Origin of the sequence: Cognatiyoonia sp., from assembly GCF_965661665.1 — a bacterium.
In the GTDB taxonomy this organism is placed as follows: domain Bacteria; phylum Pseudomonadota; class Alphaproteobacteria; order Rhodobacterales; family Rhodobacteraceae; genus Cognatiyoonia.
In genome coordinates this window covers 102774-118787 of sequence record NZ_CBFIEO010000003.1, presented here as the reverse complement: position 1 = coordinate 118787, position 16014 = coordinate 102774, and the positions used below count along the sequence as shown (strand labels likewise).

The window sequence follows — 16014 nt, the reverse complement described above, 5'->3', positions numbered from 1 at the left end:
GGCAGGGCGGTCAAAATCAATCCCTACGCAAACGCGGTCCGGCCACCTATCTTGAGTCGGCGGACGTTTGAAAAGGGTAAGTTTCTTGGTGATCTCGACGATAGCCGCTCAGGTGCTTCGGACCGTGGATGGTGTGACCGACGCGCTGACCGCGCCCTTTTCCGAACCTGTGATCCCGCTTGGGTCACGGGCCTCAGCCGCGCGGGGAAACCGGTTTTTATCACCTCCCTTGTGGCCAAAATGATGAACCGTGGGCGGCTGCCGCAATTGCGCAAAGCGGGGCAGATCCAAGCCGCGTATCTGCAACCGCAGCCCGACGACACTTTGCCGCGTTTTGATTATGAGGCGCATCTGGGGCAACTGACCGCGCAATCCCCGAGTTGGCCGGACGGGACACGACATATTTCTGAGCTGCATTTGTCGATGAAAGTACAACCAAACGGCCTTTTGTCAGGTTTGACAGGGCAGCACACGATCCACCTCGATATCGTTGATTATCCGGGCGAATGGCTATTGGACCTTGGTTTGCTCGATCAGACAATCGCGGATTAGTCGGCAAAGGCGCTGGAGAAGGCAGAACAACGCCCCTCTGGTGCGACCTAACTTAAAGCGCTTGAGGCCGTGGACGCGGTTGCGGTTGGCGATGATCTGATTGGCTCTGTTGCTGGTGGTGGCGTTGTTAGCAAACTCTCCTGACGGTTTGGGGAGGGGGTCATCAACGGCGCTCTTACTGCCCTCGTGGGCGTTGCCGCGATGGAGGTGTGCCGCCCGCTGCCGTTCCAGAACGAAAGCCGACCGTCCGTCACCTCACTGGTTCGGCGGGCGTTGGTTGGGCTGTTCCAAAAGGGCTAGAGCTGCGGGGCGGGGCCGATTGGGATCAAGCCGACAAAGCTCTGCCCGTTGCGGAAAGTCACGGGGATCGTCAGGGTCTTCTCCCCTTGCGCCATCGACGACAAGACGCTGTGCACGGTGTCGGAGAGGTCTGGATCAACTACTCCGACGAGCACCAACGCATCAATCACGCTGTCCCACTCAATAAGCGTGACATTCAACTCCCCCACAGCCGATCCTAAGCTGTCAAAGGTCATCTGACCTTCAGCCGCCAGGCGCGACGCGCCCCATTTCGCTTCAATGCTTCGGATCAAGAGAAATGTCGGAAGGACCGGCGCCGCATCTTCCTGCGCAAATGCATACCGATCAAGCGGCGCGGTCATCGTTGCCCGCACGTCCACGCGCACGGATTGAAGCGTACCGGGCAACGGTGTCACATCGCCAATCGCTTCGGCAATGGCGCGCGGCAAGGCGATGTCTTTGAAATCACCAAAAAGATCATAGGTTTGATCGGTCCCGTTCACGTGGCGCAACGCCGCAAGTGCGGACGAAATTGCGGTGTCCCAGCCAACATCCGAGACCACCGTTATCGGTCCGCTCTCAATCGTGATATCGTCCAGCGCTGCGGTTGTGCTGGCTTGGACAGCCGCGCTCGCCTTGAGCTCATCGCTCGTGATGCCAAGGCTTTGCCCTGCGACCTCGACGGTCTGTTCATTCGCAAAGGCCAAGATCACCTTATGGGGCGCATAGCTTAACGCCAGTGCCTGCAAGAATCGCGCGCGGTAGGTCAGCGCACCGTCAGGCGTGGTCACGTTCACATCGGTCAGCGTGGTGTCAAATCGTGACGGAAACCCGCGCGTTTTCACATCAGCGATATCGATGAGCCAATTGTCGGCCTGTAAGTCTTCAATGGCCGCTTCGGCCCCAGACTCCACCGCTGAGGCCCCAACAAACCAATACCCGCTATAAAGAAGCCCCGCTGAAATCACGAGAATGGCCAGAAACCGCATTTTGTCCTCTTTTGAGCCTGTTCATTGACCGATATAGAACGTGCAATGAAAGGGCCAGCGATGACACTTTGGGTTTTTGGATATGGGTCGTTGTTGTGGGACCCCGGATTTGAACCAGCGGAGACGCGCAAAGCGCAATTGCAGGGCTATCATCGCAGCTTTTGCATGTTGTCGATCCATTACCGAGGGACGGCAGAACAGCCTGGCCTCGTTTTGGCGCTGGACGAAGATGAGGGCGCAGTCTGTGACGGCGTCGCGTTCCGCGTGAAGCCGAAGGAGGAGACGCCGGTCCTCGATGCCCTGCGCAAGCGTGAACTCATTTCCGATGCATACCTCGAAGCGATGGTCGATGTGGTCGACGAAGGCGGCGATGCGCTCAAAGCAGTCACCTACGTCATCAACCGCGACAACCGCCAGTATTGCGGCCATGCCTTGAAAGAGCAGGCCAAGCGGATCATCAGCGCCACCGGCGTGCGGGGCCCCAATCGCGACTATCTTTTCAACACGGTTGCAAAAATGCGCACGCTCGGCATCCATGACCCTGATCTCGAGTGGCTTTTTGACAGGGTGCAGGCGCTGGCGGCCAAAACGGATTAGGTATTCCTGTTTTGCCCAACAAAAGCTAGGGTCTGGCAAAAGAGACTAACTGAGGAACCTGCGCGTTGAGCGATCTAAGGGAACCCGAGGCCGAGCCACACTTCGCACAACCGGTCAATCAGATCGTATCGATGCTGATTGTGTTGGGGCTCGTCGGCGGCATTCTGTATGTCGGCCGCGATCAGATGATCCAGATTTATCAGTCCAATCCGCTGCTTAACGGTCTGATCGTTTTTGTCTTTGTGATCGGTGTCTTATCGACCTTTGCTCAGGTCTATCAGTTGATGCGCTGTGTGCGTTGGATCGAAGCATTTGCAGGCGAACGTGTTGGCGCCAGCTTTATTGTCGCGCCGCCGCTATTGGCACCATTGGCGACACTACTCCGGTCGCGCGGGGCGCGCAGCCAAATCTCGTCTAGTTCCAGCCGGTCCATTCTGGACTCCGTCGGTCAGCGGATTGATGAGGCGCGGGAAATAACGAGATACATTGGCAACACATTGATTTTTCTTGGCCTTTTGGGGACGTTCTACGGTCTAGCGACGACTGTTCCGGCTTTGGTAGAAACCATCAGGTCCTTGTCGCCGGACGAAGGCCAAAGCGGTGCGGATGTTTTTGCTCGGCTCCAAGTTGGGTTGGAAAACCAGCTTGGTGGGATGGGCACGGCGTTCTCCTCATCCCTTTTGGGTCTTGCTGGGTCGCTCGTGGTGGGTCTGCTCGAACTCTTCACCGGCCATGGTCAGAACCGGTTTTATCAAGAGCTCGAAGAATGGCTGTCCTCGATCACCCGCCTTGGTTTCGCAGCTGAGGATGGTGGCGCGGGGGAAAGTGACAGCATGCTCGCTGGCTTTGTCGATCATTTGGCGGGACAGATGGAAGCGATGCAATCCGCGATGGCTCAATCCGATGCCCGCAGCGCGGAGATTGACACCCGCATCGGTGCGCTGACCGACGCGGTGGAAGCGATGGTTAAGAACCAGACGCCATCGGGTGACGGGCCAAACGCTGATCTGCTGGCTCGCGTGGCTGAAGGGCAGGAAGCGCTCGTCGCCAGCCTGAAAGAGGGTGGCATGGACGGGATCGATGCGGAAAGCCGGATGCGCCTCCGCTCCATCGACGTGCAACTGCTTCGCATCCTAGAGGAACTCGCGGCTGGCCGTCAGCAGACCACCGCAGACCTGCGCGGCGATCTTGCGGTCATCACCAAAGCGATCAAGGCGCGGAGCTAGGCTATGGCACTCGCCCGGCGGTCTTCGCAAAGGTTCAACAACGCGATCTGGCCGGGGTTCGTCGATGCGATGACAGGGCTTTTGCTGGTCCTGATGTTTGTCCTTACGATCTTCATGGTGATCCAGTTTGTGCTGCGCGAAACGATCACAGGGCAGGAAAGCCAGTTGGAGGAACTGGCGGAAGAAATCGCCTCCCTCTCCAACGCGCTTGGGCTGGAACAAGACCGCAGCGCGACGCTCATCAATTCGCTCTCCGACGCGCAAGCCCGCGAAGTCGCGCAACAAGCTCTCATTGCGCAGCTCACCACGGATTTGGACACCGCACAAACTGCGTTGACCGCAGCCGAAAACCAGATCACTGGGTTTGAGGCTCAGGTCGCGGGTCTTTTGGCAGAACGAACGGTGCAAGAAGACACGATCGCCTCCCTTGAAGCAGAACAAACGCGCCTGTTGTCCGACCAAGAAGCGCTCAACCTTGCCCTAGCGCAAGCGCGCAATGAGATTGACGCCGGCGCGGAAGCCGCGCGCCTCGCCGCCGCTCAAGCGGATGCTTTGGAAGCAATGATTGCAGACTTGCAAGCTCAAGGCGATGCGGACGCCACGCGAATTTCTGAGCTGGAACAAGAGCGCCTCGCCAATGCAGAGCAAATCAGCGCATTGGAAGCGGCGGAACTGGCGCAAGCCGCAGCGGCAGAGGCGTTGCGCGAACGCTTGGCCAATGCGGATACGGAACTGACTGCGATGACACTCGCGCTTGAAGAAAAGCGTAAGGAGGCTGAAGAAACGCTCACCTTGCTCGCTGCGACGGAGGATGTGCGGGACCAGTTGACCGAAAACCTTGCCGCCGCACTTCTGGCGCAACAAGCGGCGGAAGCGGCCGTTGCAGATGCTGCTGAACAAGAACAATCCCTCACCGCGCAGCTTTTGGTCGCGATGGCCGCTCAAGAAGGGTCGGCCAATGCGATGGCGGAGTTGGAGCAGCGGTTGGAGGATCGTCTGGCTGAGATCGCGGCGCTTCAAACAGAGTTGGACGAGGCGACCGAACTGACCAGTACCAGCAACTTCGCGAACGAAAATTTGTCGGCGCAATTGGCGACAGCCCTTTTGGCGCAGGAAATAAGTGCAGAAGAAGCCGCCGCACGGGAGCAGGAGTTACAGGCGAAATTGGTCGAGGCCATGCTGGCCCAACAAGCCGCAGCGGATGCAGCGGCGGCAGCAGAGACAGAGCAAGCGAGCCTTCAAGACCGTCTGGCTGAGGCGCTCTTGGCGCGGGAGGCTTTGGAGGAGCGGATCGCGACACTCTCCACCAGCGGTGACGCCGCCGCGCAGGAAAACAATGAGTTGAAATCGCGCCTTGCGGCCTTGTTGGCCGAACAGGATACCACTCAAGCCGATATCGATCGCCAAGCGGCCTTGCTCGCGCGAGCGAACGAAGCCTTGAGCGCGGAGGAGGCATTGTCCGCCGAAAGCCGCCGCGAAGTAGCGCTACTGAACGCACAGGTCGCAGAGTTGCGCAGTCAGGTCGGCACTTTGCAAGAACTGCTCAACGTAGCAGCGGACGCGGACTCAGACGCGAAAGTCCAGATTGAGCGGTTGGGCGAACAGTTGAACACCGCCCTTGCCCGCGTCGCCGCAGAAGAACGCCGCCGCGCGGCATTAGAAGAAGCGGAGCGGATCAGGTTCGAAGAGGAAGCAAAGCGGTTGACCGCAGAAGCACAGGATTTGGAGCGCTTTCGGTCTGATTTCTTTGGTGAACTGCGCACTATCCTTGAAGGGCAGGAAGGCGTCCAGATCGTCGGTGACCGCTTCGTGTTCTCGTCGGAGGTTTTGTTCCAGTCCGCGAGTGCCGAACTCTCACCGCTTGGCCGATCCGAGATTGCGAAGGTGGCCAACATCCTGCGCGACGTTGCTGATGAAATCCCTGAAGGAATTGATTGGGTGATCCGCGTAGATGGCCATACCGACGACACGCCGCTTTCCGGCAGCGGACGCTACCGCGACAATTGGGAGCTGTCTCAGGCGCGGGCGTTGTCCGTGGTGCGGTTCATGACCTCCGATCTGGGCATCCCGCCGACAAAGCTCGCCGCCAATGGCTTTGGGGAATTCCAACCGATCAACACCGCCGACACGGATGAAGCGCGCGCGCAGAACCGCAGGATCGAACTGAAGCTGACAGAAAGGTAGCCGCATGAAGGTCACAGGGCACTGCTACTGCGGCAAGACAACGATCGCGGCGAAGTCCCCACGGACAACGCTCTATTGCCACTGCGACGATTGCCGCCGCTCTGCTGGCGCGCCTGTCACAGCCTTCGTTGAATTTGCGGTAGAGGATGTTGAGATTTCAGGCGGTCATGAAAAGACGGTTACCGTTAACATAGGCGTGACGCGCAGCTTTTGTGGCAACTGTGGGTCGCCTCTGTCCGGCATCTATGACTATCTGCCAGGCATGATCTATATCTCACTTGGTCTGCTCGATCAGGCCGCAGACTTGGGGCCTGAGTTACATGCGTTCTATCACCGGAAATACCCGTGGTTGGAGATTGCAGATGATCTGGAAAAGATCGATGAGGAATATCGGACCGATTAAATGAAAAGGGCCGCTGCTGCGGCCCTAATTCGTTAGTCTGCTGGAAGAAGCGGGGGTTTTTTCCCCGTGCCTTCGATCTTGCCCTGTTCGGGCTCCTCGATCTGCAGATCAAGCTCACCGCCTTTGACGCCGACCTTGACCAACCCGCCTTTGACGAGCTTGCCAAAGAGCAACTCTTCCGCCAGCGGCTTCTTGATGTTTTCCTGAATGACGCGGCCAAGTGGACGCGCACCCATTTTGTCATCATATCCTTTATCGGCCAGCCATTCGGCGGCTTTCGGGGTGAGTTCGATGTGCACATTGCGGTCAATCAGCTGCGCCTCAAGCTGAAGCACGAACTTCTCAACCACTTGCAAGATCACCTCTTTCGGCAGCGCCCCGAAGGAAATCACCGCGTCCAGACGGTTGCGGAATTCCGGTGTAAAGGTGCGCTCAATCGCAGCGGTGTCTTCACCCTCGCGGCTTTCGCGGCCAAAGCCCAAAGCGTTCTTGTTCAGCTCAGCAGCACCTGCGTTCGATGTCATGATCAAGATTACATTGCGGAAATCTGTCGTTCGGCCATTGTGGTCGGTCAGTTTGCCGTGGTCCATTACCTGCAACAGGATATTGTAGACGTCTGGGTGTGCCTTCTCGATCTCATCGAGAAGCAGAACACAATGCGGGTTCTGATCCACGCCATCGGTCAACATGCCGCCTTGGTCAAACCCGACATAGCCGGGAGGCGCACCGATCAAACGCGACACCGCGTGCTTTTCCATGTACTCCGACATGTCAAAGCGCATCAGCTCGACACCCAGTGTGTCTGCCAATTGCTTGGCCACTTCGGTTTTACCCACACCGGTTGGGCCAGCGAAAAGGTAGTTGCCGATGGGCTTTTCAGGCTCCCGCAAACCCGCGCGCGCGAGCTTAATCGCGGAAGATAGGGCCTCGATCGCCGCGTCTTGACCGAAGACAACGCGCTTCAACGACCCTTCAAGGTCTTTCAGCACCTCGGCATCGTCTTTGCTGACGTTCTTCGGTGGGATACGGGCGATCTTGGCGACAACGGCCTCAATCTCTTTCGTGCCGATGGTCTTCCGACGCTTGGACTCAGCGACTAGATGCTGTGCTGCACCAGCTTCATCAATCACGTCGATGGCTTTGTCGGGCAATTTGCGGTCATTTATGTAGCGCGCGGAAAGATCCACCGCCGTTTTGATCGCGTCCGCGGTATATTTGATGGAGTGATGCTCCTCAAAATAAGGCTTCAACCCACGCAGGATTTTCACCGCGTCTTCTACAGACGGCTCATTGACGTCGATCTTCTGGAATCGACGACTCAACGCGCGGTCTTTTTCGAAGTGCTGACGGAATTCCTTATATGTGGTTGATCCCATGCAGCGAAGCTTGCCACCCTGAAGCGCAGGTTTCAGCAGGTTGGAGGCATCCATTGCCCCGCCTGATGTGGCACCAGCGCCGATCACCGTGTGAATCTCATCGATGAAGAGCACGGCATCGTCGTGATCTTCCATCTCCGTCATCACCGCCTTCAGGCGTTCCTCAAAATCACCGCGGTAACGCGTGCCGGCCAGCAATGCGCCCATATCTAGCGAATAGATTGTGGTGCCGGCCAACACCTCAGGTGTTTCACCGTTGACGATCTTAAAAGCCAGGCCTTCTGCAATGGCTGTCTTGCCCACGCCCGGATCACCTACCAACAGCGGATTGTTCTTACGACGGCGGCAGAGTACTTGAATGCAGCGCTCAACCTCATGGGCGCGTCCGATCAGTGGATCAACATCGCCCTCACTCGCCTTTGCGTTCAGATCGACGCAATACTTCGCAAGTGCGCTTTCCTTTTCCTCAACGCTGTCGTCTTGGATGGTTTCGGTGTTTTCGTCTGTCGAACCTTGGACAGGGCGGGATTCCCCATAAGCTGGGTCTTTCGCCACGCCATGCGCGATGAAGTTCACCGCGTCGTAGCGGGTCATGTCCTGTTCTTGCAGAAAGTAGGCCGCGTTGGATTCACGTTCCGCAAAGATCGCAACAAGAACGTTTGCACCCGTCACTTCGGTCCGACCAGATGATTGCACATGGATTGCCGCCCGCTGGATCACACGCTGGAATGCCGCCGTTGGCACAGCTTCTGACCCTTCAACATCTGTTTCCAGCGTCGACAGGTCATCCTCGATAAACTCTTCCAAATCTTTGCGCAGCGTGTCCAGATCGACGGAACACGCCTGCATCACGCGTGCCGCGTCCGGTTCATCGATCAGCGCGAGCAGCAAATGCTCCAATGTGGCAAGCTCATGCTTGCGCGCATTGGCAAGCGCCAAAGCACCGTGAATAGACTGCTCAAGTGTTGTTGAGAATGATGGCACGCGTGCGCTCCTTCACTTTCAGGGGGCCTGGTTGGGAGGATACCCGATTAGACCATGCCCTTTTTTGTATTAAAGTTTGGTTTTATTCCCAAACCTTCAAGACCTTTTTTCACTTCTTTTACGACAAATAGCACGAAAAGCCGTGATATCCGCTAAATCGCACGAAATGTCGCAACCTTTCATGAATATACGATCAGAAATTGTCTTTCCTGCGCCGGATTTCCGCAAAAACCTCGGCGTCTGTCGCATGTGGAAGCCCGACCGCAGATTTCAATGCCGGATCGTCTGCGCGTAGGAACGGATTCGTCGCACATTCAAGCGAAAGGAGCGATGGCACCGTTGCCTCACCCGCCGTACGGGCTTTGGTGATCTCGGTGATGCGCTGTGACAGCGCGGGATTGTCTTCACTCAAAGACGCCGCAAACTTCGCATTGCTGGCGGTGTATTCATGACCTGACGCGATGACCGTATCGGCGGGCAGGGCGCGCAGTTTAAGAAGGCTTTGCCACATCTGAGGGGCGGTCCCTTCGAACAATCGTCCGCATCCCAGTGCCATCAGGCTGTCTGCCGTGAAAGCGATGCCGCTTTCGGAGAAATAGAATGCGATGTGACCGATGGTGTGGCCGGACACATCGAAGATGTGCACATCTTCCCCCAGTACCTGCAAAACGTCCCCTTCCGCGACCGCAACGTCCAAGTTCGGCAGGCGATGAGTGTCAGCCTTCGCGCCAATAACTCGCGACTTGCCTCGTAGCGAGTTTACGGCATCCGTATGGTCATAATGATGATGCGTGATCAGAATGTCGGTCAGGGTCCAGCCACGGTTTTCCAAAGCCGCCTCAATAGGTTCTGCCTCTGGCGCATCTACCAAGGCCGTCCCACCAGTTTCCGCGTTGTGTAGCAGATAGGCATAGTTGTCCGACAGGCAGGGAACGGTCACAAGTTCAAGAGGCATGGCAAACGCGCTTTCAATTGGTATGGTCACGCCAAGTTTTGCTTAAAGGGTCCGCCGCCGCAATGCATCTTGATGTTCAGGATCTCAAAAACTTCTACTACCGCAGCGCGCTGGGCCGTCGGGCGCAGACGGTGATCCGCGATGAGTTGAAAGTGCTTTGGCCTGAGGCGAAGGGCCAGACAGTCGCAGGCTTCGGCTTTGCGGTACCGCTACTTCGGCCCTATCTCAAAGACGCGCGACGGGTGATCGGGCTGATGCCGGGGCCGCAGGGAGTGATGCGCTGGCCGCATCAAGGTCTGAACGTCAGCCTGTTGTGTGAAGACACACAATGGCCAATTCCCACTGGGCAGGTTGACAAGCTTGTCGTCATGCACGGGCTTGAGACGTCGGAAAATCCGTCCGCGCTCATCGATGAATGTTGGCGGGTATTGGGGCCTGGGGGGCGTGCAGTGTTCATCGTACCGAACCGTGCTGGGTTGTGGTCGAGATCGGATAAGACCCCTTTCGGCTATGGTCGTCCCTATTCCATGTCGCAGCTTGATGTTCAATTCCGGCGGCATCAATTCATAACTGAGACCAGCTTCTCAACGCTTTACCAACCGCCGTCGCACAAAAAGGTCTGGCGCAAGTTCACCAACCTTATCGAACAGACCGGCCATAATATCCCGCTCATCAAAGCGGGGGGCGTCATTATCGCCGAGGTTTCCAAGCAGACTATCGCCCCCGTCGGGCCAGGATTGCGGGAAAAGGTCAAGCGACCGTTGAAGGCTTTAGAGGGTATGACCGCCCCAATTCCTGGAACTGCGGGCGCGCAGGGCTCAACTTCCGAAGTTTTTGACTGAAATTCCCCAGATTCGGGCAATGTGCGCGTCGGTGTCGCAGCTGAAATTTGCAGCGATTTCACAAATGCCCCGAAAACCTTTGTAAACATTGGAAAAGAGGCCCCTGATTAATTTCGGTGGGCGCTTGCCCGCTGCAATGTCGTCTGCTACATCGCAGTCGATTTTGATGCCCGCGCGGTTTGCGAGGGCGTTTTCGACGCCCACTCCCTTGGGATACGGGATGGGCCTAACGCATCGAAAGGGTGGACGTGTCCGAACCAACTTCGATTTCCTCCGGCATCGCAGAGCGGTATGCCACAGCCGTTTTCGAGCTTGCCAACGAAGGCAAAAAGCTCAAGGCACTTGAAACAGATATTGGCGCGCTCGAAGGCGCCCTGGCAGAGAGCGAAGACCTTCGCACTTTGCTAACCTCCCCGCTTTACAGCCGGGACGAGCAAGCCGGTGCAATCGCCGCTATTGCTAAGAAAATGAAATTGTCGCCCACCATGACAAACACACTCGCGCTGCTGTCTTATAAGCGCCGCCTGTTTGTCCTGCCGCAGCTTGTGCAAGCGCTTCGTGCGCAGCTGGCTGAAGAGCGTGGTGAAGTCACTGCTGACGTGGTGTCCGCAAAAGCACTCACCAAAGCGCAGTCAGACAAACTGGCCAAGACTTTGAAAGCACAAGTGGGCAAGAACGTTACAATCAACGCGACCGTCGATGAAAGCATCATTGGCGGTCTTATTATTAAAGTGGGCTCGAAAATGATCGACACCTCGATCAAGTCGAAGCTCGATGCACTCCAGAACACAATGAAAGAGGTCGGATAAATGGCGATCCAAGCGTCTGAAATCTCTGCGATCCTGAAGGACCAGATCAAGAACTTCGGTCAGGAAGCCGAAGTTGCTGAAGTAGGCCGCGTGCTGTCAGTTGGTGACGGTATCGCGCGTGTATACGGTCTCGACAATGTTCAGGCTGGTGAAATGGTCGAATTCCCCGGTGGTATTCGCGGGATGGCCCTGAACCTCGAAGCGGACAACGTCGGTGTCGTTATCTTCGGTTCTGACCGCGACATTAAAGAAGGCGACACGGTCAAGCGCACCAAGTCCATTGTGGACGTGCCTGCTGGTCCTGAGCTTCTTGGCCGCGTTGTGGACGCGCTGGGCAACCCGCTGGACGGCAAAGGCCCGATCAAATCGAAGAAGCGTTTAGTCGCTGACGTAAAAGCCCCTGGCATCATCCCACGTAAATCCGTGCACGAGCCAATGGCAACTGGTCTGAAGTCCGTTGACGCGATGATCCCAATTGGCCGTGGTCAGCGGGAATTGATCATTGGCGACCGCCAGACTGGTAAAACAGCTGTCGCGCTCGACACGATCCTGAACCAGAAGTCCTACAACGACGCAGCAACAGACGACAGCCAGAAGCTTTACTGTGTTTATGTCGCTGTTGGTCAGAAACGCTCCACAGTGGCACAGCTAGTGAAGCGCCTCGAAGAATCCGGCGCATTCGAATACTCCATCGTTGTGGCTGCGACAGCGTCCGAGCCTGCACCGATGCAGTACCTTGCACCTTATGCTGCGACTGCGATGGCAGAGTACTTCCGCGACAGCGGTAAGCACGCCCTGATCATTTATGATGACTTGTCCAAGCAGGCTGTGTCCTATCGTCAGATGTCCCTGCTTCTGCGTCGTCCACCAGGACGTGAAGCGTACCCAGGTGACGTTTTCTACCTTCACTCCCGCCTGCTGGAGCGTTCCGCGAAGCTGAACGAGGACAACGGCGCTGGTTCCTTGACCGCTCTACCGATCATCGAAACCCAAGGTGGGGACGTGTCTGCGTTTATTCCGACCAACGTGATCTCCATCACCGATGGTCAGATCTTCTTGGAAACAGAACTCTTCTACCAAGGTATCCGTCCTGCGGTGAACACAGGTCTGTCTGTTTCTCGTGTGGGTTCTTCCGCTCAGACGAACGCGATGAAATCTGTGGCTGGTCCAGTGAAGCTGGAACTCGCTCAGTACCGCGAAATGGCGGCCTTTGCGCAGTTCGGCTCTGACCTTGATGCCTCCACACAGCAGTTGTTGAACCGTGGTGCGCGCCTGACAGAACTGATGAAGCAGCCGCAATACTCCCCACTGACCAACGCAGAAATCGTCTGCGTGATCTTTGCGGGCACAAACGGCTACCTCGACAAGATTGCAGTGAAGGACGTGGGCCGGTTTGAGGCGGGTCTTCTGAAGCATCTGCGGACAAACGAAGCTGGACTGCTGGATTGGATCACCAAAGAAGATCCAAAGATCAAAGGCGAAGCATCTGACAAGATCAAAGCAGCCATTGAAGCCTTCGCAAAAGACTTCGCTTAAGTTTCGGACATAGGAGACCCTTATGCCCAGTCTTAAGGACCTAAAAAACAGGATCGAAAGCGTGAAATCCACGCGGAAGATCACAAAGGCGATGCAGATGGTCGCGGCGGCAAAACTCCGTCGTGCCCAAGACGCAGCCGAGGCGTCACGTCCCTACACAGAACGGTTCAACGCCGTGATGGCAGGGCTGGCGGCATCGGTTGGTGGTTCAGACTCCGCGCCCAAGCTGCTGAGCGGCACTGGCAAGGATGACGTACATCTGCTGGTCGTCATGACGGCGGAGCGTGGCCTTTGCGGTGGCTTTAACGGCAACATTGCAAAACTCGCCCGGACACACGCGCAAGAGCTGCAAGCTGCTGGCAAAACAGTCCAAATTCTGACTGTCGGCAAAAAAGGCCGCGACGCGATCAAGCGTGACCTTGGCGATACCTTCATCGGCCACGTGGACCTGACCGAGGTGAAGAAGGTTGGCTACATCGACGCTCAGAACATCGCAAAAGACGTCCTGAGCCGCTTCGACGCAGGCGAGTTTGATGTCGCGACGATCTTCTACTCCAAGTTCGTCAACGTCGTCAGCCAGACCCCGACAGCCCAGCAAGTGATCCCGTTTGTCGCTCCGGAAGTGGACGGCGACGCGGACACAACGCTTTACGACTATGAACCCAGCGAAGAGGCGATCCTCGCCGACTTGCTGCCGCGTGGTGTTGCCACGGCGATCTTCTCTGCGCTTTTGGAAAACGGCGCATCTGAGCAGGGTGCACGGATGTCTGCGATGGACAATGCGACCCGCAACGCTGGTGAGATGATCGACAAGCTGACCATCGAGTTTAACCGCTCACGTCAGGCCGTGATCACTAACGAGCTGATTGAAATTATTTCGGGCGCGGAAGCGCTCTAGACCGGAGAGACCAACAATGGCCAAAGCAAAAGCAACCGGCAAGATCACCCAGATCATCGGCGCCGTCGTTGACGTGCAGTTCGATGGCGATCTGCCAGAAATCCTCAACGCGCTGACAACAGACAACAACGGCAAGATGCTAACCCTCGAAGTGGCGCAGCACCTTGGTGAAAATTCTGTCCGCGCCATCGCGATGGATGCAACAGAAGGTCTCGTTCGCGGTCAGGCTGTGACAGACACCAAGGGCCCAATCAGCGTGCCAGTGGGCGACGCAACATTGGGTCGCATCATGAACGTGGTTGGTGAGCCTGTGGACGAAAAAGGCGCTGTTAAAGCGACTGAAACGCGCTCCATCCACGGTGACGCGCCTGCCTTCGAGCAGCAGTCCACTGCGTCTGAAATCCTCGTCACCGGTATCAAGGTTATCGACCTCCTCGCACCATACGCGAAGGGTGGTAAGATCGGCCTCTTCGGTGGTGCGGGTGTTGGTAAGACGGTTCTTATTCAGGAACTGATCAACAACATCGCGAAAGTGCACTCTGGCTACTCCGTTTTCGCGGGTGTGGGGGAGCGGACTCGTGAAGGTAACGACCTTTACTACGAATTCATCGAATCCGGCGTTATCGACGCGGAAGACCTGACAAAGTCCAAAGTGGCCTTGGTTTACGGTCAGATGAACGAGCCTCCAGGCGCACGTATGCGTGTGGCTTTGTCCGGTCTGACAATGGCTGAACAGTTCCGCGACCAGTCCGGCACGGACGTTCTGTTCTTCGTCGACAACATCTTCCGCTTTACACAGGCGGGTTCTGAGGTTTCCGCGCTTTTAGGTCGTATCCCATCCGCGGTGGGCTACCAGCCAACACTGGCGACAGACATGGGTGCGATGCAGGAACGCATTACATCCACAAAGAACGGTTCCATCACATCTGTTCAGGCGATCTACGTGCCTGCGGACGACTTGACTGACCCTGCGCCAGCGACATCCTTCGCGCACTTGGACGCGACAACTGTTCTCAACCGTGCGATTTCGGAGCTTGGCATCTACCCTGCGGTGGACCCATTGGACTCCACATCCCGTCTGATGGACCCAGCGGTTATCGGGGAAGAGCATTACGCCGTTGCGATGGACGTCCAGAACACGCTGCAGCGCTATAAGTCGCTGCAGGATATCATCGCGATCCTCGGCATGGACGAACTCAGTGAAGAAGACAAACTGACTGTTGCCCGTGCGCGTAAGATCCAGCGTTTCCTCAGCCAGCCATTCGACGTGGCGGAAGTCTTCACAGGCTCCCCAGGTGTTCAGGTTGCTCTGGAAGACACAATCGCGTCCTTCAAGGCTGTTGTGAACGGTGAGTATGACCACCTGCCAGAAGGTGCCTTCTACATGGTTGGCGGCATCGACGAAGTGAAAGCTAAGGCAGAGAAAATGGCGGCAGACGCCGCGTAAGGAGCCATAGATGGCAATGCAATTTGATCTTGTCTCGCCTGAGCGCCGTTTGGCGTCGGTTGAGGCGTCAGAGGTACACATCCCAGGTGCTGATGGCGACCTGACCGTGATGGATGGCCATACAGCCGTCATCACAACCTTGCGGCCTGGTGTCCTGACCGTCGTGCACAGCGGCGGCAGCGATGACTATGTTGTCTCTGGTGGCTTTGCAGAAATCAATGGCGCAAGCGTGTCCGTTCTCGCCGAAAGCGCCCTGCCAAAGGGCGAGATGACGCAAGAGGTTCTGGATCAGATGATTGCGGATGCAAAATCAGCCTACGCCACAGCGCAGGAAGGCTTTGAGAATGAGCCGGGTCCTGTCGATGATGCGGCGAAGCTTTTGTCCGATATGGTCAACCTTGGTGGTGAGATTGGGCTGAACGCCCAGCGATAATGCATCCTAAAGTTGTGAAATAGAGACAGGCCCTCAACTTTCTTGAGGGCCTTTTTCTTTTCATGCGCTTTTTTTGCCCGAAACCGCGATTATCGGGGGACCAGTTGAATGGTGAATTATGGTAGAGTCCAGAAAATACATGGACATCTGGTGGGCATAGATCAGGGCGAGGTTGTCCTGTTCAACGACTACAAAGACAACGGTCCAATGTGGGCCAAAACCGGTGAGCGGTCCGTCGTTAAAGAGATCACATTCTCGGAACCATTTGATGAGCCGCCCTCCACGACGGTTCGTCTGGCGATGTGCGATATGTTGAATGACGCTTACATGCATGTGGACCTTCGTACGGAGGAGGTCACGCGGAATGGTTTCAAAATCTGGTTCAACACATGGGGTGACACCAAAATCGCCCGCCTCCGCGTCGCATGGCAAACCACCGGTTCCTTCAGTTCCGACGACGCTTGGGATATTTGACCAAGCTTT

At 56.6% G+C, this 16014-nt stretch carries 14 protein-coding genes and 2 pseudogenes; 13 read left to right on the top strand and 3 right to left on the bottom strand.

The annotated features are described in order from the left end of the window. Positions 1-85: 85 nt before the first annotated feature. Together ACTF5F_RS03100 and ACTF5F_RS03095 are read left to right on the top strand one after the other, a co-directional pair. Positions 86-549: pseudogene (locus ACTF5F_RS03100) on the top strand (YcjX family protein); the annotation flags it as partial. A gap of 63 nt (positions 550-612) precedes the next feature. Continuing rightward, positions 613-852, top strand: a pseudogene (locus tag ACTF5F_RS03095) (DUF697 domain-containing protein); the annotation flags it as partial. On the opposite strand, the gene ACTF5F_RS03090 reads toward ACTF5F_RS03095, so the two are convergent. After that, complete coding sequence (locus tag ACTF5F_RS03090) at positions 849-1841, bottom strand: DUF2125 domain-containing protein (protein ID WP_438955415.1); 993 nt, start codon at positions 1839-1841, stop codon at positions 849-851. The pseudogene ACTF5F_RS03095 and the gene ACTF5F_RS03090 overlap by 4 nt on opposite strands. Positions 1842-1901: 60 nt before the next feature. On the opposite strand from ACTF5F_RS03090, the gene ACTF5F_RS03085 reads away from it, so the two are divergent. From ACTF5F_RS03085 to ACTF5F_RS03070, 4 genes are all read left to right on the top strand, one after another. Beyond that, positions 1902-2438, top strand: a complete 537-nt coding sequence (locus ACTF5F_RS03085) for a gamma-glutamylcyclotransferase (RefSeq protein ID WP_438955414.1) — start codon at positions 1902-1904, stop codon at positions 2436-2438. A 131-nt stretch (positions 2439-2569) separates the two neighbouring features. After that, positions 2570-3664: a biopolymer transporter ExbB gene (locus tag ACTF5F_RS03080; protein ID WP_438955459.1), complete on the top strand. Its 1095-nt coding sequence runs from the start codon at positions 2570-2572 to the stop codon at positions 3662-3664. 3 nt (positions 3665-3667) lie between these two features. Continuing rightward, on the top strand, positions 3668-5848 hold the full coding sequence (locus ACTF5F_RS03075) for a peptidoglycan -binding protein (protein ID WP_438955413.1): 2181 nt from the start codon (positions 3668-3670) through the stop codon (positions 5846-5848). A gap of 4 nt (positions 5849-5852) precedes the next feature. After that, complete coding sequence (locus tag ACTF5F_RS03070; RefSeq protein WP_438955412.1) at positions 5853-6251, top strand: GFA family protein; 399 nt, start codon at positions 5853-5855, stop codon at positions 6249-6251. A 32-nt stretch (positions 6252-6283) separates the two neighbouring features. Here the strand turns inward: ACTF5F_RS03070 and clpA are convergent, their stop codons facing one another. Both clpA and gloB read right to left on the bottom strand, forming a co-directional pair. After that, the gene (gene clpA / locus ACTF5F_RS03065; protein ID WP_438955411.1) at positions 6284-8611 is read right to left on the bottom strand and encodes an ATP-dependent Clp protease ATP-binding subunit ClpA; all 2328 of its coding nucleotides are present in this window, start codon (positions 8609-8611) and stop codon (positions 6284-6286) included. A gap of 193 nt (positions 8612-8804) precedes the next feature. Then, positions 8805-9566, bottom strand: a complete 762-nt coding sequence (gene gloB, locus ACTF5F_RS03060) for a hydroxyacylglutathione hydrolase (RefSeq protein ID WP_438955410.1) — start codon at positions 9564-9566, stop codon at positions 8805-8807. Positions 9567-9628: 62 nt separating this feature from the next. On the opposite strand from gloB, the gene ACTF5F_RS03055 reads away from it, so the two are divergent. The 7 genes from ACTF5F_RS03055 to ACTF5F_RS03025 all read left to right on the top strand — a co-directional run bounded on the left by ACTF5F_RS03055 (position 9629) and on the right by ACTF5F_RS03025 (position 16005). Beyond that, the gene (locus tag ACTF5F_RS03055) at positions 9629-10408 is read left to right on the top strand and encodes a class I SAM-dependent methyltransferase (RefSeq protein WP_438955409.1); all 780 of its coding nucleotides are present in this window, start codon (positions 9629-9631) and stop codon (positions 10406-10408) included. Positions 10409-10650: 242 nt separating this feature from the next. Further along, positions 10651-11217 carry a F0F1 ATP synthase subunit delta gene (locus ACTF5F_RS03050; protein WP_438955408.1) on the top strand — a complete coding sequence of 189 codons (567 nt, stop codon included), beginning with the start codon at positions 10651-10653 and terminating at the stop codon, positions 11215-11217. Further along, positions 11218-12753 carry a F0F1 ATP synthase subunit alpha gene (gene atpA / locus ACTF5F_RS03045; RefSeq protein WP_438955407.1) on the top strand — a complete coding sequence of 512 codons (1536 nt, stop codon included), beginning with the start codon at positions 11218-11220 and terminating at the stop codon, positions 12751-12753. A gap of 22 nt (positions 12754-12775) precedes the next feature. Further along, positions 12776-13651, top strand: a complete 876-nt coding sequence (locus ACTF5F_RS03040; protein WP_438955406.1) for a F0F1 ATP synthase subunit gamma — start codon at positions 12776-12778, stop codon at positions 13649-13651. A gap of 16 nt (positions 13652-13667) precedes the next feature. Then, the gene (gene atpD / locus ACTF5F_RS03035) at positions 13668-15098 is read left to right on the top strand and encodes a F0F1 ATP synthase subunit beta (RefSeq protein WP_438955405.1); all 1431 of its coding nucleotides are present in this window, start codon (positions 13668-13670) and stop codon (positions 15096-15098) included. A 10-nt stretch (positions 15099-15108) separates the two neighbouring features. Further along, entirely contained in the window at positions 15109-15531 is a 423-nt protein-coding gene (locus tag ACTF5F_RS03030; RefSeq protein WP_438955404.1) for a F0F1 ATP synthase subunit epsilon, read from the top strand. A gap of 150 nt (positions 15532-15681) precedes the next feature. Further along, complete coding sequence (locus ACTF5F_RS03025) at positions 15682-16005, top strand: H-type lectin domain-containing protein (protein WP_438955403.1); 324 nt, start codon at positions 15682-15684, stop codon at positions 16003-16005. Positions 16006-16014: the final 9 nt, after the last annotated feature.